Genomic DNA, 20,897 nt, shown 5'->3' with positions numbered 1-20,897 from the left:
TATCTTAATATAATTTGCCATAACCGCCAATTTTATTCACCCGTAATCAATGAAAATGCTCATAGAATACAAATAAAATAAATCTTGGTGTGGGTAATTTTTACTTCACATAAACACCAAGATTTAAAGTATTTTGATAATCATATAAATATTATTCTTAAAAAGGCTCCCCATAGGCTTACTATTTATCGAATAATCCACCTGTTTTCTTATTTCTTACAGCCTTTTTAGCCCCTCCCATGCTTTTGGTTGGTCTTCCATTTCCCTTTTGCTCAGCACTTTTTTTCTGTTTTGCTTCAATAAGCTTTTTCATCATTTCTATATTCTTATCTGACATAAATACTTCCCCCTGTGTTGATTATCGATTTTTAATTTTTTCTATTATATTCATTTATCAAATGTCAATTTTAAGTTATTAATTACTAATTGTCAATGTTATTTTAAAGTCTAGCGATTATTACATCTTTATGTTATAATATGACGGTTAGATTAAAAGTAGAAAGTTGAGGAATGATTAGCGTTGATTACAGTTACAAATGTTGGTTTAAGATATGGTGATAAGAAATTATTTGAAGATGTAAATATTAAATTCACTCCAGGAAATTGTTATGGAGTAATAGGTGCAAATGGTGCTGGAAAAAGTACCTTTTTAAAAATTTTATCTGGTGAAATTGAGCCTAATACCGGAGAAGTTTCTATTGCACCTGGTTCTAGAATGTCAGTACTTAAGCAGGATCACTTTGAATATGATGACTGCCGCGTACTTCAAACAGTAGTTATGGGTAATGCTAGATTATATGAAATCATGACTGAAAAAGAGGAATTATATGCAAAGGCTGATTTCACTGATGAAGATGGTATAAAGGCATCTGAACTTGAAGGAGAATTTGCTGAATTAAATGGTTGGGAAGCTGAATCAGAAGCTTCATCACTTTTACAGGGCCTTGGAATTCCTACAAGTCTTCATGAAAATAAAATGTCTGAACTTTCAGGTGGAGAAAAGGTTAAGGTGCTTCTTGCGCAAGCTCTTTTTGGAAATCCTGGAATACTTGTTTTAGACGAACCTACTAACCACTTAGATATTCAATCAATTAACTGGCTTGAGGAGTTCTTAATTGACTTTCCAGGAACAGTTATTGTTGTATCCCATGACAGACACTTTTTAAATAAAGTTTGTACTCACATGGCAGATGTGGACTTTGGAAAAATCAAGTTATTTATGGGTAACTATGATTTCTGGTATGAGTCAAGTCAGCTTGCTCTACAATTAATGAAGGATCAAAATAAGAAAAAAGAAGAAAAAGTTAAAGCTCTTCAAGAATTCGTTGCAAGATTTAGTGCCAATGCTTCTAAATCAAAGCAGGCTACTTCTCGTAAGAAGCTTCTTGATAAAATAAACATAGAAGATATAGAGCCTTCAAGTAGAAGATATCCTTTCGTAGGATTTAAACCTGAAAGAGAAGTTGGAAATGATATTTTAAGAGTTGATGGAATATCAAAAACTATTGATGGTGTAAAAGTTCTTAATAATGTAAGCTTTATCATAACTAAGGGAGATAAAATTGCCTTTGTTGGTGAAAATGAAATGTCAATTACTACATTATTTAAGATACTTATGGGAGAAATGGAACCAGACAGTGGAGAATTTAAATGGGGTGTTACTATTACTAAGTCATACTTCCCTAAAGATAACTCTGAATTCTTCAACGATGTTGACTTAAATCTTGTAGATTGGCTAAGACAATTTTCAGAAGAAAAGTCTGAAAGCTATCTTAGAGGCTTCCTAGGAAGAATGCTTTTCTCTGGAGAAGAAGCTTTAAAAGAAGCTAAGGTTTTATCTGGTGGTGAAAAGGTTAGATGTATGCTTTCAAAAATGATGCTTAATAATGCGAATGTACTTTTACTAGATCAGCCTACAAACCATTTAGACCTTGAATCAATTACAGCAGTAAATAATGGTTTAAGAGACTTTAATAGTAACATATTATTTGCTTCTCATGACCATCAATTTATACAAACTATAGCAAATAGAATAATCGAATTAACTGAAGATGGATTAATCGATAGACAAATGAGCTATGACGAGTATCTAGAAATGAGAAATGGTAAATAACAACTAACAATTTAAGATAAAAGTCAGCCTTTGGGCTGACTTTTTATATTAATTGTTAATTATTATCTACTTTTAAGAGTTTCCACAATATCATTTACATTATCTAAGGACTCTATAAGCTCTGTCAATATTTCATATACGTCTCCTATTATTCCATAGTGTGCAACTTGAAATATAGGCGCATTTTTATCCTTATTTATAGCAACTATACACTCTGAATCATTCATTCCTGCTAAGTGCTGAATTGCTCCAGATATTCCACAAGCTACATATAATTTGGGTCTTACAGTCTTACCCGTTTGCCCAACTTGATGACTTTGTTGTATCCAATCTGCATCTACTGCACCACGAGAAGCACCTAATTCCCCACCTAGCTTTTTAGCTAAAGCTTCTAAAAGTTGAAATCCCCTAGCATCCCCAAGTCCCCTTCCACCAGATACAATTATCTTTGCTTCTTCAAGTTTAACTTCATGCTTTTGAGTTTTAACAACTTCAAGCACCTCTGTATTCTTATCTTCTTCCATAAGCTCAAAGAAAACTTTGTTAATAGTTCCTGTTCTGTTTTCATCAAATTTTCCTCTTTCCATAACTCCAGGTCTTACTGTAGACATTTGTGGTCTATGTTTGGGACAAATTATTGTTGCCATTAGGTTCCCTCCAAAAGCTGGACGAGTTTGTAGAAGTCCTCTTGTTTCTAAATCTACATCAAGTTTAGTACAATCTGCTGTAAGGCCTGTTTTAACTCTAGCTGCAAGTCTTGGTCCTAAATCTCTACCTATAGCTGTTGCCCCTATGAGTACTATTTCAGGTTTCTTTTCTTTTATGAGCTCGCTTATTACTCTAGTATAAGATTCTGTTGAGTATACTTCTAAAAACTTATCATCAATACTTAATACTTCATCTGCTCCATATTTTACAAGCTTTTCAGCCATATCGTCAATATTATTTCCGAGAAGTATTGCTGTAAGCTTTACTCCTAATTTATCAGCTATTTTTTTTCCTTCTCCAAGTAGCTCCAGTGATACATTTAAAATTTTATTATCTCTTTGCTCTGCAAATACCCAAATACCTTTATAATCATTTATATTCATATCTGTCACTCCCCTATATAACCTGTTTTTCTCTAAGTTTTGCTATCAATTGATTTATTACTTCTTTGGTTGTTCCATTTAGGATTTTTCCATTAAATTTAACAGAAGGGGTAAATGAACTTTTAACATTTGTTGGAGAACCCCTTAAGCCAATATTCTCCCTATCAACAATTATGTCATTTATGTTCCATACCTTTATTTCTTTTTCCCTATAGGCCTTATATATTCCTTTAATGGAAGGATATCTTGGAGTGTTTAAGTCCTTTATAGCTGTGAGTAATACTGGCATTTGTGACTTAATCACATAATATCCATCTTCAACTGCCCTATATGTGATTACCTCATTTCCATTGACTTTAAGATTGCTAACATAAGTTATCTGTGGTAATTTTAAATGCTCTGCTATTTTGGGACCAACTTGTGCAGTGTATCCATCTGTAGATTGTGTTCCACAAAGTATTATGTTATAATCCCCAATTTTGTTTATAGCAGCAGCAAGTATTGCTGAAGTTGCCCAAGTATCTGAACCTGCAAATTCTTTATCACTCAAAAGTATAGCTTCATCACTCCCCATAGCAAGAGCCTCTCTTAAAGCACTTTCTGCCTGTGGTGGTCCCATAGATATAACAGTTACATGCACATCATCCATACTCTCTTTTATTCTTACAGCTTCCTCTATGGCATTTTTATCGTCAGGGTTTATAATACTTGGAACTCCCTCCCTAATCAATGTTCCCTTTATTGGATCTATTCTAACTTCATTTACATCTGGAACTTGTTTAATACAAACTATAACTTTCATTTACTTTTGCCCCCTTATGCTATTTACTATCTAATACGTATTTGGAAATTGTATCTTTTGAAGTCCTGAAATTCCTTTATAACCTAAAAATAATAGGCTGTTAAATACAAGATTTAGCAACCTATTACTCTAATTAAATATTTATTATTTTATTCCCATTTATTTTCTACAACGCCTGATGGCTGAACTCCACGCTGGCAAGGTTTTTTAACAATTAAAGTTCCAATAGCTTTAGCCACAAGTACTGGAGGATCTAATACATCCATATCTGTTTCAGCTGCATCTGGTTTTCCATTTTTTCTAGATGGTGTTGCAACTTTGTAAGTTTCAAATTCGCATTTACGTGAGCTGTTACCTAATTTTATTATTCTGCCTCTAGCCTCAACATAATCTCCTGCATATACAGGTGCTAAGTACTCTACATTTTCATAACCTGCAAATAATGATTCGTCTCCATCCTGTAAAACACAAAGTTCTGTTCCAACGTCACCATATATATCTAAATGTATGTTAGGTTTAACAACTTCACCTGCATACTTTCCTTCGTCCATTCTATATCTTAACACTGACTCTCTTACCATAAGAGACACCCCCCAAATTCATATAAATTTTATTTTCTTTTATTATCTTTCTGGAACTACATAAGTTGAAACTGTTTCAACTGTCATAACTGGTTTTTCAAGAACGTTTACTGCTGAGTTTTGAGCTTCAATTCTAGCATTTTCAGCTATTTTGAAGGATCTGCATTGAACCTTTACTTTGTTTCCTTCTACACCAATAATTCTTCCACATACTTCAACAAAGTCTCCTGCGAAAGTTGGAGCTGTAAAGCTTATTTTATCATAGCCTATGCATTCTCCTGTATTTCCAGCATACATAGCCATTAATTCTGTAGCAACATCGCCCATAAGTTCTACTGTATGTGATCCATTAACTAATTCTCCAGCATAATGAGCATCTCCTGAAGACATACGTAGACGAATCATAGTTTCATAATTTTTTTCTGGTTTAACAAATGCCATTTTCCATACCCCCAATATTTAAAAATATTTATTTAGTATCTTATTCCCATTTATTTTCTACAACGCCTGATGGCTGAACTCCACGCTGACAAGGTTTCTTAACGATTAAAGTTCCAATAGCTTTAGCTACAAGTACTGGAGGATCTAATACATCCATATCTGTTTCAGCTGCATCTGGTTTTCCATTTTTTCTAGATGGTGTTGCAACTTTGTAAGTTTCAAATTCGCATTTACGTGAGCTGTTACCTAATTTTATTATTCTGCCTCTAGCCTCAACATAATCTCCTGCATATACAGGTGCTAAGTACTCTACATTTTCATAACCTGCAAATAATGATTCGTCTCCATCCTGTAAAACACAAAGTTCTGTTCCAACGTCACCATATATATCTAAATGTATGTTAGGTTTAACAACTTCACCTGCATACTTTCCTTCGTCCATTCTATATCTTAATATTGATTCTCTTACCATAAGAGGCACCCCCAAATTTATATAAATTTTCTTTTATTTAAAATAATTTATTATAAGATCCTTTTAGCTTAATCTTATTTTTTTGATTATCTTTCTGGAACTACATAAGTTGAAACTGTTTCAACTGTCATAACTGGTTTTTCAAGAACGTTTACTGCTGAGTTTTGAGCTTCAATTCTAGCATTTTCAGCTATTTTAAAGGATCTGCATTGAACTTTTACTTTGTTTCCTTCTACACCAATGATTCTTCCGCATACTTCAACAAAGTCTCCTGCGAAAGTTGGAGCTGTAAAGCTTATTTTATCATAGCCTATGCATTCTCCTGTACTTCCAGCATACATAGCCATTAATTCTGTAGCAACATCTCCCATAAGCTCTACTGTATGTGACCCATTAACTAATTCTCCAGCATAATGAGCATCTCCTGAAGACATACGTAGACGAATCATAGTTTCATAATTTTTTTCTGGTTTAATAAATGCCATTTTCCATACCCCCAAATTTAAAAATATTTATTTAGTATAAAAGTTTAAATTAAATTAATATTAATTTAATTTATCAGCTTAGATGTAATTTATTTCCATCTGATATATATTATACACCACCTTGGAATTTTATTCCATATTTTGTAAAAATTTTATTAATTATTTTACCATCCTTCATATTAACTACTAGCCCGTAAGGTATTCCATCTTTATCAAACATTTCTTCAAGTTTCTTTTTTCCACTTTTAAGGTCCATTGATCCTCAATGCTCTTGTCATATAGTATCTCTTCCTATAATGTTAATTTTTTGTTTTGTAATTTTCTTCACTTTGAAATTGTTTATAGTTTATACTATGCATTTTATGTAAAATAATTCCATATACCTTAATTTTTTTCTAACTATATTTATTTTTTATGAATTTTAAGCGCATTCGTTACAGTAAATTCATATGTATATACATGTAAAAAATTCTTATAATAAATATAATTCTAGAATGTCATTTGCATTCATTATAAAACCTATAATAATGTTAATAACTTAACAAAATATGCCGCAGGTTAAATACTACTTGCGGCATATTTAGGTTTAGTTATCTATGAACTCTTTACTACAGTTTGTGCATCTGCTCCCTTGTAAACTAAAGGACCAATTTTAAATTTTTTTTCTCCAAAAACGCTAAAAAATCCCTACTTATTTAAAGTAGGGATTTTTTACTTTCTTCAATTTTTTCTGCTAATTCATTAAGATACATCCATCTATCCATTTTTTCTTCTAAAAGCTGTTCTGTTTCTTCTTTTTCTTTCATAAGGTTATTAAGTTTTCCATAATCTGTTGAGTAATAATGCATATCTTGTTCAATTTGCTCTAACTTTTGCTCTAAATCTGCAACAATATTATCTATTTCATCGTACTCTCTTTGTTCCTTGTAGGAAAACTTTAAAGTATTATTTTTTTTCTTTGATACATTTATATCTTCCTTATGCTTTTGATTAGCTTTTCCATCTTTTAAAGACTTATTTTCCTCTTCTAATAGCTTTGTATTTTCATCTCTTAATTCCTTTACATCACTATAATTTCCCGTATACTGAGCTATTTTTCCTTTTCCTTCAAATGAGAAAATTCTTTCTGCCATTCTATCTAAAAAGTACCTGTCATGAGATACTGATATTACTGCTCCAGGAAACTCTTCGATATAGTCTTCTAATACCTTTAAAGTCTCTATATCTAAGTCATTTGTAGGTTCGTCTAATAAAAGAACATTTGGAGATTCCATTAAAACTCTTAAAAGATAAAGTCTTCTTTTTTCACCACCTGAAAGCCTAGAAATAGGAGTCCATTGATCTGATCCAGTAAATAAAAATCTTTCAAGCATTTGAGAAGCACTTAATTTATATCCTTCGCTATTTTCTATAAATTCTGCTCCTTCTCTTATGTATTCTATAACTCTCATATCCTCATCCATATGATAACTTTCCTGTGAAAACATACCTATTTTCACTGTTTCTCCAACTTCTATAGTTCCACTATCAGGTTTTAGTTTACCACTTATAATATTCATAAGTGTGGATTTTCCTTCTCCATTAGGTCCTATAATTCCTACTCTATCACGTCTAAGTACTATATAGCTGAAATCATCTATAACTTTTTTATCTCGAAAGACCTTTGTAATATTATTAAGCTCTATAACTTTCTTCCCAAGTCTTGTTCCTGCAAGAGATATTTCAAGCCTATCTTCATTTAAGTCTATTGCTTCATCGGTTAGCTTTTCAAAACGATCAATTCTTGCCTTTTGCTTAGTACTTCTTGCTTTAGCTCCTCTTCTTATCCAAGCAAGTTCCTTTTTTAAAAGACTCTGTCTTTTCTTTTCACTAGAAGCCTCTATTTCTTCTCTTTCAATTTTCTTTTGCAGAAAAGCACTATAATTCCCTTCATAGGTATAAAGCTTCCCCCCGTCTAACTCTATTATTTCATTTGCAACTCTATCTAAAAAATATCTATCATGAGTTATCATTAAGAGAGCACCTTTTCTCTTATTTAAATATTGCTCCAGCCAATCTATAGTTTCATTATCTAAATGATTAGTTGGCTCATCTAATATAAGTAAATCAGATGGATTTACTAAGGCTCCTGCTAGTGCTATTCTTTTCCTTTGTCCTCCTGAAAGTGTTCCTACCTTCACATTAAAGTCCATAATTCCTAGCTTTGTGAGCACCGCTTTAGCCTCACTTTCAATAGTCCATGCATTTAAATTATCCATACTGTGAGTAAGTCTCATTATTCTTTCCGGATTACTGTTCTTATCTTCAAGTGCTTCTTCATATTCTCTAATAACCTTGATTATAGGAGAATTACCTCTGAAAACCTCCTGAATAACTGTCTTTTCAGCATCAAATTCAGGTAATTGTGGTAAGTACTCTATATTAATTAAACTATTTTTTATAATTCTTCCGCTGTCTTCTACTTCAACTCCTGCAATTATTTTAAGAAGAGTGCTTTTTCCTGTACCATTTATACCTATAACTCCTATTTTATCTCCTTCATTAATTCCTAAGTTTATATTATTAAAAAGTTCCTTTTCGCTATAGCTCTTTGATATATTTTCAAGTGTTATTAGATTCATAACTACTACCTTCCTTAGTTCATTTAATTTTTGGCAAAACATACTCAAATGTATAAAATCTACCTAAACAAGTCTTTGCATTAACTTCAAAATATTAGATATTAACTAAATGTCTAGCATTACAATTATATTCTATATCGTCACTTCATGCAAAGATTTAAAATTAATATTATTTATAATATCGGGGGACATTTAAAGGAAGCTTGCAAGACAAACTTCCTTTTTTCATAAACTTAAATTTCAAAACTTATTATATATTCACCTTCACCTTTCGGAGCTTCTCCATCCTCTATCCACTTTCCCTTAAATCCAAGCTCATTAATTGCAAGCTCGAAGTGGCACATTGCTATACCTATATCAATTTTTTGAATATCATAAGGTACTGTTTCTTTATAGGCTTTTTTTCTTTTTATATAAAAATGAAATTTATTATTATCCATTATTATTCTCCAAGGCTGAGCATTTACTGCAGATGGTGCAAGTCTTACAGCTTCAAATGCTTCTTCATACATTCCTGCATCCTTTCTTGATAAAGCATTTTGAAAACCTTTATTATAGAAGATTTCTTCAAAACCTTTTCTATTTTTTGATCCTGATGAAAATTTCACGATTGAATCTATTATGCTTCTACCTTCTCTAGCGTATCCTATAGGAGTTATTATTGGAAGTATTTCTTCATCCTTCAAATTTATTGCCTTTTTAAATTCTTCTCTTTTAAATGTCCCACCAAGCCAACAAGTTCCAAGACCCTTAGATGCAGCATAAAGTATTCCGCTTTCCAGCCTATACCCAAGCTGTTCCATACTTCTAGGATCCTTTTTAACAGCTGTTGCTATAAATACATTACATCCTCTTATAATTCCATAGGTTCCAAGCTTTAGATTATCTAAACTCTTGTCATTTAAATCTACAATCGAAAATCTTACATTCACGTTAAAAGGCCCTTTAGTGTTATTTAAATGATTTAATATATCCTCTCTAATTTCATTACTTAGTTCTTGATTTTTATAACTTCTTACTGATGTCCTTTTTTTTACTACCTCTATTATTTTCATTTTATTACCCCTTTTTCATGCTCTATTAATTATATGGTATCTAATCATTAATTATTGGCTTATTTCTTATAATTTCTATAAAGATTATATCATTATTTTAATATTTAAAAATCAAAAGGAACCTCAAATCTCTTCGAAGTCCCCTTTAATTTAATATTAATTTATATTACTTACTAACTAAGCCCCATTCCTTTTCTCTTAGAAATAATATGAGCCTCTATATTATTTGCAACTTCTACAGGATCATCTCCAAGAGCAACTTTACCGCCAGTTAATCCCTCAACTTCTTCTGTAAGTAACTTCACAAGTTTAGGAGCACCCGTCATAAATGGCACTGGAGATAAGTGAGTATATGCACCATATGCTACTGCAAATATACCATCTATTGTAGCCTTTTGTTCCATCCATTCTGGAGCTGTAACAGCTATAGGAAGTTGTGGTACATCCACATCTAAGTGGTCTGCAAGAGCTGTAACAAGCATTGATATTCTTCCTGTATCTGTACATGTTCCAAAGCTTAATACTGGAGGAATCTTAAGTAAGTTACAAACTTCCTTTAATCCTTCTCCTGCCATGGTGTTCGCTGCATCCAAAGTACAAAGTCCTGCAACTTCAAGTGCATGGTTTCCACAGCCACCACTAACAACTAATATATCTTTCTTTATTAACTCTTTTGTTAAGTTTACTGTATTCCAGTCCTGTGGACCATTTCTAAGGGTCGAGCAGTTTGCAAGAGCTACTACTCCCTTGATTTTTCCTGCAACTATTACGTCTACTAGTGGTTCAAGTCTATTTCCAAGAGCACCTAGTACTGCTTCTGTTGAGAAACCTGCAATTGCCTTTTGAATCTTTTTAGGAACCATAGGTGTTATTTTGCCATGACGTTTTTTAAAGTTTTCTTCTGCAAGATTAATTAATGTATCTACTGTTTCATTTACCTTTTCAGGGTAATATGGAAGTTTATGTTCTATTCCTGGCAAATCAATGATGGTACTTAATGATACTAAAGTTAACTGATATTTTTCAGCATACATATCAATAGCAGGTGGAGAACAGTTTTCTTCCATTGCTAAAACGTCCACTGTACCTGTTGCAAGTAATGGTTCTATTGTAAGCCAATTTCCCATAAGTCCTACAAAAGTATCATCTACATTATATCTTTGTAATAATTCCTGGCCAGTTTCTATAGATCCTACTACGTGAAGTCCCTTTGCTCCAGCTTTTCTTGCTCTTTCTTGAACTTCAGGGGTTCTAGCCTTTTCAATCATTGCAGCACCTATCCAAGGTTGATGACCATTAAATACTATGTTTATGTAATCTGGATCCATGATACCTAAGTCTGTATCTACTTCATGAGGAGTTGGTGTTCCGAACAATATATCTTGAACCATTTCAAGCCCAATTTGAGAGTTATATATAGTAGCTATTCCTAAGCGAAGTGCCTTTGCTGCTAAGGAAACATAGCTTCCATCTACATTTGTTAAACAGCTTGCTACACAATTTTGCTCTTCATGAATTGTTCCTTTTGGGTAAACATTTATCTTTTTCCAAACTTCCTTTCTCTTTCTTGGTGCAAAAGCCTCTACCATAAGATTTTCGTCATCTTCACCAATTTCTTGCTGTCTTTGTAATAATTCTGCTAATTGTATAGCCATTTTATTTGTATCTTGATTTGTATCGATTCCTAACTTTTCACACATCCATTTAAGTTTATTAACATCCTTAATCTTAAATGGAGTCTTTCCTTCTCCTGTAGCTTTTAATGTCCTAAATGCCTCATAGGCATGATGACTATATGTACCAGCTCCCATAATATTTTTAAGAAGAAAGTTTCTCATTGCCATTGCATCTGGCCCAATTCCACATACTCCCTTGTCTGGTTCACCCTTATCATTTAACCTACAAGGACCTTGAGAACATAATTGGCAGCTTAATCCTTGAAGACAAAATTTACAACGTATTTTTTCTTGTTGTACCCACCTGTCAAAAACATTGGACATTCCATCTTCTCTAATACGCTTAAGCATTTCTTCAACTGAATCATGATAGCTTACACGTCCTTCAGCTTTTTCTAAAATTGTTTCACTCACTTGAATCACCCTTCCAATTGTAATAGTTATTTTTAACATTATTGATTTTTAAAACTCTATAATATTTTTACCCCTTTTTGAATAATTATTACAATTAAATTTATAAGTGAGGCTATTACCGAATTTATAAATTTAAAGGAATTAGTTTCTAGGATTTAGGTACCATAAAATGGAGAAATCTTGACTAGTCAAAGTTTCTTCCAATACTTCTACCTATCACCTTACTACTAATTCCTAAATATCACTTTTTCGCAATGTATTTTCTTATGTCAAAAGCCACAGCGGTTACTATAATAAGTCCTTTTACTATAAGCTGCCAGTATGGATTTACTCCTATAAATGTTAGTCCATAATTTATTACACTAAATATTAAAACTCCAGCCAAAATTCCTTGAACAGTTCCTATTCCTCCTGAGGTGGATACGCCCCCTACAACGCAGGCAGCAATGGCATCCATTTCGTACATGTTCCCATAGTTGTTTGTAGCCCCTCCAGTTCTGGCAGCTTCCAACACTCCTCCAAGTCCATATAACGAACCTGCAATTGCATATAATATTAAAAGTGTAAGTCCTACATTTATACCTGAAACTTTAGCTGCTTCTTTATTTCCACCTATAGCATACATATTCTTTCCAAGGCGAGTTTTATTAAATATTACCCAAACTATTATTGATACTATTATTGCAATTAATACTATAACAGGAAATGAAAATATATGCCCTGATCCTAGATTAGTAAAATCTTTTCTAAGTCCTCCAATAGGCTGTGAGTCATTTGGAGGTAGGTCAAAATAAATTGAATTTAATCCATACACAATTACCATGGTACCTAAAGTTGCTATAAAAGGTGGTACACTAAACTTTGAAATAATAAATCCATTTACGGCACCAGCTAAAAGTGCTGCAATTATGGCAATTAAAATAGGTATGATTAAATTAAGTTGAGGTAAATCGGGATAAAATCTTCTTGCATAATCAGGAGTTTGAAGCATAGATGCAGATAATACTGCTGCAAATCCTACTACACGCCCTGCAGAAAGGTCAACGCCACCTGTTATAAGTACAAAGGCTATTCCCAGGGCAATAATTACCTTTGTAGAGCTTTGAAGTAAAATGTCTTTTAAGCAAGTAAGCGATAAAAATCTTGAATCCTTTACGGCAATAGCCAGTACAAGCATTACTAAAACTATATAAATTGCATGCTGGGATAAAAATCCCTTTACTTTCTTCATATCTATTTTCTTAATATCGGATTTTTCCATAATAAATCCTCCTTACCTATGAACTAAACTTTGTTGCAAGACGCATTATTTCTTCTTCTGTTGCATCGCTCCCATCTATAATTCCAGAGAGATGTCCCTCACACATAACCATTATACGATCAGACATTCCAATAAGCTCTGGCATTTCAGAAGATATCATTATGATGCTTTTGCCTTGCTTTGCAAGATCTGCAATAATTGTATATATTTCATACTTTGCACCAACATCAATCCCGCGAGTTGGTTCATCTAATATAAGTATTTCAGGTTCTGTTAAAAGCCACCTTGCTATAAGCACCTTTTGTTGATTTCCACCAGATAAATCCTTTATGAGCGTTCTAAACGAAGGGGTTTTTACCTTAAGCATTTTTATACTTTTCTTTACATCTTCTCGTCTTTTACCCTCATTTATAATGCGTAAAGGTGTGACATATCTATTTATATTTGCAACCACAGTATTCTCCAGTATTGAAAGTACTGGAAATATTCCCGTTGCTCTTCTTTCTTCAGTTAAAAGTGCAATTTTATGCTTCTTTGCATCTATTGGTGATTTTATTTTAACTTCTTTATTATTAATAAATATCTTTCCACTACTAATTCCCCTTAGTCCAAATAACGCTTCCACAAGTTCTGTTCGTTGTGCCCCTACAAGTCCACCTATTCCTAATACTTCTCCTTTTTTCAATTCAAATGAAATGTCACTAAAGGATTTTCCCATGATAGATGTCAATTGATCAATTTTCAGCACTACTTCTCCTGGGACATTACTTTTAGGCGGGAATCTATTTGTCATATCACGTCCTACCATTTTAGAGATTATCATATCTGTGGTAAGCTCTGAAGACTTCCATGTACCTATATATTTACCATCACGCATAATTGTCACTTCGTCAGATATTTTAAGTATTTCTTCGATTTTATGTGATATATAAATTATAGAAACTCCACGATTTTTTAATTTATTTATTATCGTAAATAAATGCTCTACTTCGTTTTCAGTTAAGGATGATGTAGGTTCGTCCATTATTATAACTTTGGAATTATATGATACTGCCTTTGCAATTTCTATTAACTGAATCTTAGATACAGACATATTTCGAACTATGTCTTTAGGATTTATATCTATATTAAGATTCTCAAAAAGCTTCCTTGTGGCCTCATACATGCTTTTTTCATCTACAAATTTTAATGGTCCTATTTTTTTAGTTGAAAATCTTCCAAGCCATATATTTTCAATAACATTTCTATAAGGCACAGGATGTAGTTCTTGGTGAATCATTGAAATACCATTGTCTAGTGCAATCTTAGGTTCTTTTATATCAATTTTTTTTCCATCTAAAATTATCTCTCCTGAATCTTCTTTATATATGCCAAAAAGACATTTCATAAGAGTTGATTTGCCAGCTCCATTTTCCCCCATAAGAGCATGAACGCTTCCTTTTCTTACTTTTAGAGTTACATTATCTAATGCTTTAACTCCCGGAAACTCTTTAGATATGTCATTCATCTGGAGAATAAATTCATCTTCGCTCATTTAATCACCTCCGCTTACTTTATTTTCAGCTATTTATTGAGAATTAAGAGTGAAAAGCTAATGTAGTTTTAACCCTCACTAACCCTTCACTCTTTAATGAATCCTTATTTTGCTTCGTTCATGTTTTCCTTTGTAATCTTTTTATATGGTACCCATACATATTTTCCATCAGTTAAGTCAAATCCTATAGTTTCTTTGCTTGGAGTTCCACCTTTAGCTAATACTTCAGCTATATTAAATGTAGCCTTACCTTGATTTTTAGCATCATTTAAAACTGTTCCAAGCATAGTTCCTTCTTCAAGAGCCTTTAATGCTGGTGCAGTTGCATCAACGCCTATAACTGGCATATATTTATTATCTTTGAAGTATCCACCTGCTTTTAATGCTTCAATAGCTCCAAGTGCCATATCATCATTATTTGCAAATACCATTTCTATTTTATCGCCGTTTGCAGCAAGGAATGCAGCCATCTTTTCCTGTCCTTTTACACGATCCCACATAGCTGTATCTTCAGCAAGCTTATCTACCTTTATACCTGCGTCTGTTACAGCTTGAACTGAATACTTAGTTCTAAGCTCTGCATCTTGATGCCCTGGTTCTCCCTTTAACATTACATACTGCATAACTCCATCTTTGTTCTTATCAGCCTCAGGATGACCCTTCCAATAATCAACTGCAAGTTGTCCTGATATTGTTCCGGATTCCTCAGCTCTAGCTCCAACATAATAAACTTTATCCCATTTTTTCATATCTTCTGGTAAAGGCTCCCTATTGAAAAATACTACTGGTGTATTTGCCTTTTGAGCTTTGTCAATCAACACTCCTGCTGCAGTACGATCAACTGGGTTTATTGCAAGACTATTTACTTTCTTTGTTATAAATAAGTCCACTTTGTCATTTTGAGTTGGCTGTGAATTTTGACTATCTACTATGTCTACTGTTGCCTTATCTCCTGCCGTTTCAGATATTGCATTACGAACTCCTGTCATAAATGTATCGTCAAACTTATAAATAGCACATCCTATAGTTGGCTTATCCTTCTTATCTTCTGCCTTATCTCCTGCTGGTTTTTGTCCACCTGAGCACCCTACCAAAGCCCCTGTAAGTACAGAAGCAAGGATTATACTTGCCATTACCTTTTTCATAAAGTTACCCCCATTATAATATTAATATTTTATTAATTGAATTTCATTAATATATTATTCATATCATTTCCAACATATACCACAGAATTCGTTTTCATTTGTCCAATATTTCATTAAATATTTACAGTTATATAATTTCACTTTATGCCATCCTACTTATAATTAAGAACATGTATTAAATTTAAATTTAAGGAAAAATTAATCTTATTGATTAAGTAATAATTAGGAAATTGTCATTTGATAAGATTTATTGATTAACTTATCTTTTACTTTAATCTTAATTGATAACACAGGAGGCATATAATATGACTGAAGATAATTTACAAAATAAAGATATCCCTAAATACCCTGAAGCCTATTGGATGGAGTCTACAAAGTTCCCATCCTTCTCAAATTACTCTGACAATATGAAAGTAGATGTTGTTATAGTCGGTGGAGGAATCACTGGTATCACTTTAGCTTATTTACTTAAGAAAGAAGGTCTAAAAGTTGTAATTTTAGAATCCAGTAAAATATTAAGCGCAACTACAGGTCATACTACGGCTAAGATAACGGCACAACATGAATTAATATATGATGAATTTTTAAATGAAATAGGTCATGAAAAGACTAAGCTTTACTATGAGTCTAATATAGAGGCATTAAACTTTATAAAAAGCACTATACAGGAAAAAAATATCGACTGTGATTTCATTGAACAAGATGCTTACATATACACTCAATCTGAAGATTATGTGCAAAAAATATTAAATGAATCAAAGGCTTATGAATCCTTAGGCATACCTGGAGAATACTTAAATAGTATACCTATACCATTAGATATAAAAGCTGCATTAGTTATGAAAAATCAAGCTCAATTTCATCCACTTAAATATTTAAATAGTCTTGTAAATTCTATTAATGAAGATGGAAATATTATTTATGAAAATACTCAAGCAATAGATATTGAAAAATCTCCAGAACTTAAAGTTATAACAAAAGCTGGCCATAAAATAAGCTGTGATAATGTAGTTATTTGTACCCACTATCCTTTTTACGATGGAATGGGATTATATTTTTCAAGAATGTATCCACTTAGATCTTATGTATTAGGAGCTATAACCGAGAAGCCTTATCCTTGTGGTATGTATATAAATGCTGAAAATCCTGGACGTTCTCTTAGATATACACCTTTTAATGGAAAAAACTTAGTTATAATTGGAGGAGAAAGTCATAAAACTGGCCAAAGTGATATTCCCACATCTGGTCGATACGAAGTTTTAAAATCCTTTGGTGATGAACTGTTTAAAATAAAAAGTATACCTTACAGATGGTCTACTCAAGACCTAGTGACTTTAGATAATATACCTTATATAGGACATATTACTGATAGCAATCCAAACATATATGTTGCAACAGGGTATAAACAATGGGGTATGACAAGTGGAACCCTAGCTGCTTTAATTATAAGAGATTCTATTTTGGAGAAAGAAAATCCTTATTCTAATCTCTATACACCTTCTAGGTTTAATGCTGATCCTAGTGTGAAAAACTTTATTTCAATGAATACAGATGTAGCTAAAGAACTTATTAAAGGAAAAGTATCAGCTAATAATAGAAAACCTGATGATTTGAAAAATGATGAAGGCGCAGTTGTGTTCATAAATGGCAAAAGAGCCGGGGCATATAGAGATGAGCAAGGAGAACTTCATATTTTGGACACTACCTGTACCCATCTGGGATGTGAAGTTCAGTGGAACGATGCAGAAAGAACCTGGGATTGCCCATGCCATGGTTCTAGATTTTCTATAAATGGGGATGTAGTTGAAGGGCCTGCACAAAAGCCATTAAAAAAAATTGAGGAGTAATCCTCAATTTTTTATATTGTAAAACAGTAGGCGGTTTTTAGATAGCTCGTCTTAATTTACCAGTATATATCAGAAAATTCTATATTCATTTTTTCTATGATAGACTTATTTTCTATGTTGTCAAAATTCAATGTAGTACATGCAACTTCATTAATTTCTGTTATAGGTATACTTATAATTATCTCAGTACCTTGTCCTACTTCACTTATTAATCTTATTTTTCCTTGTTGAAGCTCTACAAGTGACTTCACCAAGGCTAATCCCATACCATTTCCTTCACATTTCCTTGTAAACAAATTGTCCACCTGAGTAAAATTTTCAAAAACTATTTTATGTTTTTCTTTTGGAATTCCTACTCCATCATCTTTTACACTTATATTTATATAATCTTTATTATCATGATATAAACTTATACTTATATTACCATTATTATTGCCATACTTAATTGAATTTGATATTAAATTTAGCATTATTCTTTCCATGAGATTATTATCTATATTTACATACTCCTCTTCTATATCTGTATCAAATATTATATTTATTCCTCTTTTTTCAAGATAAGGTACTACTGACATGACTATATTTTCTACTACCTCAACTATATTAACATAAGCTATTTTAGGTCTTAAAGACCCTTCATTTATTTTAGTAACATCAATTATATTATTAGTTAATTTAATAAGTCTATAACAGTTTTGCTTAATTATTTTATTATATTCACTTATCTTTTGTAGATTTGCTTCATTAATAAAATATTCCTCAGCCTGACTGATACTATATATTAGATTTATAGGAGTCTTAAGTTCATGAGAGATGTTCGCTAAAAATTCTAGCATGGATTTATCTTTTTCTATTCTATCTAAGCTTATATTCCCCATCCCCTTTTATCCATAATTTTTATAGAAATATAATAACACATCTCAAACCTGTTTTCTATATTATGGGATATAAGTAAAAAAATATTACAATTCATACATAATCTATTAACAAATAATTATTATTAATTGTAATTATAAAAAATAAACTTCCAATAGTCTTTAGATTCCCTCTGTTTCCTTAAGTATCTTCCCATTATCCGTAATTTTATGGATATTCTTACCCAAAGTTTCTTTTATAATTGCACTATATAAAATATAAAAGGATATAAATTTAAGTACATGTCCAGTTCCATTAATAATTCCATACACATCTCTATAGATAGTAAATGCCAATTCTGATCCTATTGAAAATATAATAAAATAACTATAGGATTTATCAGATAAAAAATTTATATTATACTCATCATAAGATATAAACAAACATACTCCTAAAATTACAATTATTATATATTCACTTATCATCTTAAAGGGTGTTAATCCATATCCTTCTATAAAACAGTTAGGAAATATATGAAACTTAAATATGCTTAAAATAATTAATACTACAATAATTGCATAAGAAACAAAAACCTTTAAAATATTAATCTTCTTTTTAATATAACTAAATGACACTAATATAGAAATTGATTCTAAATATCTTACAGCTATCCATAATTGAGTAGGTATATTTGCTGTACTACCTATATCTATTATATTCATACCTCTATAAGATAAAGTGTGTAATAATTCAATACAAGCTACGAATCCATAAGTTATTCCCAAAAATATGAAATAATCATTTTTGGGGCTTTTACTCATGTTAAGTGTTATAATCATAATACTAAAACTTACAATTATAATAAGAAGTTCACAAATGGTATGAAACATCAGATATTTAAACGAACTTATATACATAGCTATTATAAAAAAAACTCCAAAAACTATATGAATGATATATTTATTTATATTACCTTTAAAGCAACCCATATATTTCATAACTGCCTCCCTTATTAAGAAATATTCATTCTCCATTATATCACATTTTTTACATAAAAATATCCATTTTTGTTACAATATTTAATAAAATATAAACTTCTACTCAACCTTATTTACTTTTATAAAGATTCAAAGCCATAAATTAATATATGTTTTACAATTTAAAAATAGTCTGTTTGTAAAAAAGGTATAAAATAATATTTAAGAATTTTATAAACTTTTTAACTTGTATAAAATATATTAATGCAAGTATAATATATAAATGTTACAATATGTTTTATAAGTTAATATATTATAGATAGAGATTTAATATAAAGGAGGTGTCTTAATTTGGAGGATCAAGATAACTTTTATACATTTGGAGAAGAATTAGCTAATGCCATAACACATGGATTAGGTGTACTTCTATCCGTGGCAGCTTTAGTACTTTTGATTGTATTTGCAGCTCTTTATAAGGATCCTTGGCATGTTGTAAGTTACACTATATTTGGAGTTTGTATGATTATACTGTATCTTGGATCTACACTTTATCATAGCATTCCAAATAAAAAAGTTAAGAGAATATTTAGGATTTTTGATCACTGTTCCATTTTCTTGCTTATTGCTGGTACCTATACTCCCTTTACTCTTACTATACTTCGAGGGCCATTAGGCTGGACTATATTTGGGATTGTATGGGGACTTGCTATTGTAGGAATTATTCTAAAATCCTTTTGGGTTGAAAAATATGAATTATTGTCTACCTCAGCTTATGTAGGGATGGGATGGATTATAGTATTTGCTATAAAAAGATTGATCATACTTCTTCCGCCCACTGGTTTATTTCTTTTAGTAGCTGGTGGAGTTCTTTATACCTTAGGTGCAGTTTTATTTATGTTCCATAAAATACCTTATAACCATGCAATCTGGCACCTATTTGTACTTGCCGGTACTACTTGCCACTTCTTTTGTGTTTTGTTATACCTTTAGAAATCTTAGGATATTTTAAATACGAAAAAGCACAATAAGTTAATTAATATTTGCATTAATTAAACTCGTTGTGCTTTAATTCTTCAAAAAATAAAAATGGCTCCGTGGAGAGGGCTCGAACCTCCAACCCTTCGGTTAACAGCCGAATGCTCTGCCATTGAGCTACCACGGAATAAATTCATCTGGCAACGACCTACTCTCCCACCGGGCCTCCCCGGCAGTACCATTGGCGCTTTGAAGCTTAACCTTCGTGTTCGGAATGGGTACGGGTGTTACCTTCAAGCCATAATCACCAGATGCTCTAGCTCTTAAAATCTTCGATTTTCTAGAGATAGAGTACTCATCAGCTACGCTGAGGAGTTTCCTTTTTAGGTTATTCATTATAACCATTTTTATTGAGAGTTGTTCTCTCAAAATTGCACAGAGTACTAAAATTCTAGATCAAGCCCTCGACCTATTAGTATCAGTCAGCTGAATGCATTACTGCACTTACACCTCTGACCTATCAACCTTGTGTTCTTCAAGGGGTCTTACTAG

At 31.9% G+C, this 20,897-nt stretch carries 19 protein-coding genes, 1 tRNA gene and 2 rRNA genes; 3 read left to right on the top strand and 19 right to left on the bottom strand.

All coding sequences use genetic code 11. The features are described 5' to 3' along the window. Positions 1–181: 181 nt before the first annotated feature. Positions 182–337: a hypothetical protein gene (locus tag BSD9I1_RS02375; protein ID WP_186428974.1), complete on the bottom strand. Its 156-nt coding sequence runs from the start codon at positions 335–337 to the stop codon at positions 182–184. Positions 338–520: 183 nt separating this feature from the next. Between BSD9I1_RS02375 and BSD9I1_RS02370 the strand changes: the two genes are divergently transcribed. Further along, the gene (locus tag BSD9I1_RS02370) at positions 521–2,113 is read left to right on the top strand and encodes an ABC-F family ATP-binding cassette domain-containing protein (protein WP_186428973.1); all 1,593 of its coding nucleotides are present in this window, start codon (positions 521–523) and stop codon (positions 2,111–2,113) included. Positions 2,114–2,175: 62 nt separating this feature from the next. Here the strand turns inward: BSD9I1_RS02370 and BSD9I1_RS02365 are convergent, their stop codons facing one another. The 13 genes from BSD9I1_RS02365 to BSD9I1_RS02305 all read right to left on the bottom strand — a co-directional run bounded on the left by BSD9I1_RS02365 (position 2,176) and on the right by BSD9I1_RS02305 (position 15,691). Further along, positions 2,176–3,204, bottom strand: coding sequence for an electron transfer flavoprotein subunit alpha/FixB family protein (locus BSD9I1_RS02365; protein WP_186428972.1), 1,029 nt, complete (start codon positions 3,202–3,204; stop codon positions 2,176–2,178). Positions 3,205–3,217: 13 nt separating this feature from the next. Continuing rightward, entirely contained in the window at positions 3,218–4,006 is a 789-nt protein-coding gene (locus BSD9I1_RS02360) for an electron transfer flavoprotein subunit beta/FixA family protein (RefSeq protein ID WP_186428971.1), read from the bottom strand. Positions 4,007–4,155: 149 nt separating this feature from the next. Beyond that, positions 4,156–4,587: a hotdog domain-containing protein gene (locus BSD9I1_RS02355; RefSeq protein ID WP_186428970.1), complete on the bottom strand. Its 432-nt coding sequence runs from the start codon at positions 4,585–4,587 to the stop codon at positions 4,156–4,158. Between the two features lie 42 nt (positions 4,588–4,629). Beyond that, the gene (locus tag BSD9I1_RS02350) at positions 4,630–5,028 is read right to left on the bottom strand and encodes an acyl-CoA hydrolase (protein WP_186428969.1); all 399 of its coding nucleotides are present in this window, start codon (positions 5,026–5,028) and stop codon (positions 4,630–4,632) included. A gap of 40 nt (positions 5,029–5,068) precedes the next feature. Further along, positions 5,069–5,500: a hotdog domain-containing protein gene (locus BSD9I1_RS02345; RefSeq protein WP_186428968.1), complete on the bottom strand. Its 432-nt coding sequence runs from the start codon at positions 5,498–5,500 to the stop codon at positions 5,069–5,071. 86 nt (positions 5,501–5,586) lie between these two features. Then, positions 5,587–5,985, bottom strand: a complete 399-nt coding sequence (locus tag BSD9I1_RS02340) for a MaoC family dehydratase (protein WP_186428967.1) — start codon at positions 5,983–5,985, stop codon at positions 5,587–5,589. Positions 5,986–6,094: 109 nt separating this feature from the next. Beyond that, the gene (locus BSD9I1_RS02335; protein WP_186428966.1) at positions 6,095–6,241 is read right to left on the bottom strand and encodes a hypothetical protein; all 147 of its coding nucleotides are present in this window, start codon (positions 6,239–6,241) and stop codon (positions 6,095–6,097) included. 439 nt (positions 6,242–6,680) lie between these two features. Then, complete coding sequence (locus BSD9I1_RS02330) at positions 6,681–8,606, bottom strand: ABC-F family ATP-binding cassette domain-containing protein (protein WP_186428965.1); 1,926 nt, start codon at positions 8,604–8,606, stop codon at positions 6,681–6,683. Positions 8,607–8,839: 233 nt separating this feature from the next. Then, the gene (locus BSD9I1_RS02325; protein ID WP_186428964.1) at positions 8,840–9,661 is read right to left on the bottom strand and encodes a nitroreductase family protein; all 822 of its coding nucleotides are present in this window, start codon (positions 9,659–9,661) and stop codon (positions 8,840–8,842) included. 173 nt (positions 9,662–9,834) lie between these two features. Beyond that, positions 9,835–11,790 (bottom strand): anaerobic carbon-monoxide dehydrogenase catalytic subunit, encoded by a 1,956-nt coding sequence (gene cooS, locus BSD9I1_RS02320; RefSeq protein WP_186428963.1) that lies wholly within the window; start codon positions 11,788–11,790, stop codon positions 9,835–9,837. A 202-nt stretch (positions 11,791–11,992) separates the two neighbouring features. Then, complete coding sequence (mglC, locus tag BSD9I1_RS02315; RefSeq protein WP_207653874.1) at positions 11,993–13,012, bottom strand: galactose/methyl galactoside ABC transporter permease MglC; 1,020 nt, start codon at positions 13,010–13,012, stop codon at positions 11,993–11,995. Positions 13,013–13,028: 16 nt separating this feature from the next. Continuing rightward, complete coding sequence (locus tag BSD9I1_RS02310) at positions 13,029–14,546, bottom strand: sugar ABC transporter ATP-binding protein (RefSeq protein WP_186428962.1); 1,518 nt, start codon at positions 14,544–14,546, stop codon at positions 13,029–13,031. A 104-nt stretch (positions 14,547–14,650) separates the two neighbouring features. Next, positions 14,651–15,691, bottom strand: a complete 1,041-nt coding sequence (locus tag BSD9I1_RS02305) for a galactose ABC transporter substrate-binding protein (protein WP_186428961.1) — start codon at positions 15,689–15,691, stop codon at positions 14,651–14,653. 305 nt (positions 15,692–15,996) lie between these two features. Here BSD9I1_RS02305 and BSD9I1_RS02300 point away from each other — a divergent pair, with 305 nt between their 5' ends. Continuing rightward, positions 15,997–17,538, top strand: coding sequence for an FAD-dependent oxidoreductase (locus tag BSD9I1_RS02300; protein ID WP_186428960.1), 1,542 nt, complete (start codon positions 15,997–15,999; stop codon positions 17,536–17,538). A gap of 56 nt (positions 17,539–17,594) precedes the next feature. Here BSD9I1_RS02300 and BSD9I1_RS02295 read toward each other — a convergent pair whose 3' ends face one another. Both BSD9I1_RS02295 and BSD9I1_RS02290 read right to left on the bottom strand, forming a co-directional pair. Continuing rightward, positions 17,595–18,416 carry a sensor histidine kinase KdpD gene (locus BSD9I1_RS02295; protein WP_186428959.1) on the bottom strand — a complete coding sequence of 274 codons (822 nt, stop codon included), beginning with the start codon at positions 18,414–18,416 and terminating at the stop codon, positions 17,595–17,597. Positions 18,417–18,575: 159 nt separating this feature from the next. Further along, on the bottom strand, positions 18,576–19,391 hold the full coding sequence (locus BSD9I1_RS02290; RefSeq protein WP_186428958.1) for an MASE3 domain-containing protein: 816 nt from the start codon (positions 19,389–19,391) through the stop codon (positions 18,576–18,578). A gap of 330 nt (positions 19,392–19,721) precedes the next feature. Here BSD9I1_RS02290 and BSD9I1_RS02285 point away from each other — a divergent pair, with 330 nt between their 5' ends. Continuing rightward, positions 19,722–20,360 carry a hemolysin III family protein gene (locus BSD9I1_RS02285; RefSeq protein WP_186428957.1) on the top strand — a complete coding sequence of 213 codons (639 nt, stop codon included), beginning with the start codon at positions 19,722–19,724 and terminating at the stop codon, positions 20,358–20,360. A 97-nt stretch (positions 20,361–20,457) separates the two neighbouring features. On the opposite strand, the gene BSD9I1_RS02280 is transcribed toward BSD9I1_RS02285, so the two are convergent. From BSD9I1_RS02280 to BSD9I1_RS02270, 3 genes are all read right to left on the bottom strand, one after another. Further along, a tRNA-Asn gene (locus BSD9I1_RS02280) sits at positions 20,458–20,532 on the bottom strand. Between the two features lie 8 nt (positions 20,533–20,540). Beyond that, a 5S ribosomal RNA gene (rrf, locus tag BSD9I1_RS02275) occupies positions 20,541–20,657 on the bottom strand. A 140-nt stretch (positions 20,658–20,797) separates the two neighbouring features. Further along, a 23S ribosomal RNA gene (locus BSD9I1_RS02270) occupies positions 20,798–20,897 on the bottom strand; the annotation flags it as partial.

Source organism: Clostridium sp. BSD9I1 (assembly GCF_900185645.1).
GTDB lineage: Bacteria > Bacillota > Clostridia > Clostridiales > Clostridiaceae > Clostridium_AK.
The sequence above is the reverse complement of the archived record's forward strand: the minus strand, read 5'-3'. Positions and strand labels throughout refer to the sequence as shown.

Bases quoted from the DNA above. Each gene is read 5' to 3' on its own strand.
- BSD9I1_RS02305 (WP_186428961.1), bottom strand. From the start codon at position 15,691: ATGAAAAAGGTAATGGCAAGTATAATCCTTGCTTCTGTACTTACAGGG.
- BSD9I1_RS02360 (WP_186428971.1), bottom strand. From the start codon at position 4,006: ATGAAAGTTATAGTTTGTATTAAACAAGTTCCAGATGTAAATGAAGTT.
- BSD9I1_RS02355 (WP_186428970.1), bottom strand. From the start codon at position 4,587: ATGGTAAGAGAGTCAGTGTTAAGATATAGAATGGACGAAGGAAAGTAT.
- BSD9I1_RS02335 (WP_186428966.1), bottom strand. From the start codon at position 6,241: ATGGACCTTAAAAGTGGAAAAAAGAAACTTGAAGAAATGTTTGATAAA.
- BSD9I1_RS02375 (WP_186428974.1), bottom strand. From the start codon at position 337: ATGTCAGATAAGAATATAGAAATGATGAAAAAGCTTATTGAAGCAAAA.
- BSD9I1_RS02300 (WP_186428960.1), top strand. From the start codon at position 15,997: ATGACTGAAGATAATTTACAAAATAAAGATATCCCTAAATACCCTGAA.
- BSD9I1_RS02310 (WP_186428962.1), bottom strand. From the start codon at position 14,546: ATGAGCGAAGATGAATTTATTCTCCAGATGAATGACATATCTAAAGAG.
- BSD9I1_RS02345 (WP_186428968.1), bottom strand. From the start codon at position 5,500: ATGGTAAGAGAATCAATATTAAGATATAGAATGGACGAAGGAAAGTAT.
- BSD9I1_RS02340 (WP_186428967.1), bottom strand. From the start codon at position 5,985: ATGGCATTTATTAAACCAGAAAAAAATTATGAAACTATGATTCGTCTA.
- BSD9I1_RS02365 (WP_186428972.1), bottom strand. From the start codon at position 3,204: ATGAATATAAATGATTATAAAGGTATTTGGGTATTTGCAGAGCAAAGA.
- BSD9I1_RS02295 (WP_186428959.1), bottom strand. From the start codon at position 18,416: ATGGGGAATATAAGCTTAGATAGAATAGAAAAAGATAAATCCATGCTA.
- BSD9I1_RS02350 (WP_186428969.1), bottom strand. From the start codon at position 5,028: ATGGCATTTGTTAAACCAGAAAAAAATTATGAAACTATGATTCGTCTA.
- BSD9I1_RS02290 (WP_186428958.1), bottom strand. From the start codon at position 19,391: ATGAAATATATGGGTTGCTTTAAAGGTAATATAAATAAATATATCATT.
- cooS (WP_186428963.1), bottom strand. From the start codon at position 11,790: ATGTTAAAAATAACTATTACAATTGGAAGGGTGATTCAAGTGAGTGAA.
- BSD9I1_RS02325 (WP_186428964.1), bottom strand. From the start codon at position 9,661: ATGAAAATAATAGAGGTAGTAAAAAAAAGGACATCAGTAAGAAGTTAT.
- mglC (WP_207653874.1), bottom strand. From the start codon at position 13,012: ATGGAAAAATCCGATATTAAGAAAATAGATATGAAGAAAGTAAAGGGA.
- BSD9I1_RS02330 (WP_186428965.1), bottom strand. From the start codon at position 8,606: ATGAATCTAATAACACTTGAAAATATATCAAAGAGCTATAGCGAAAAG.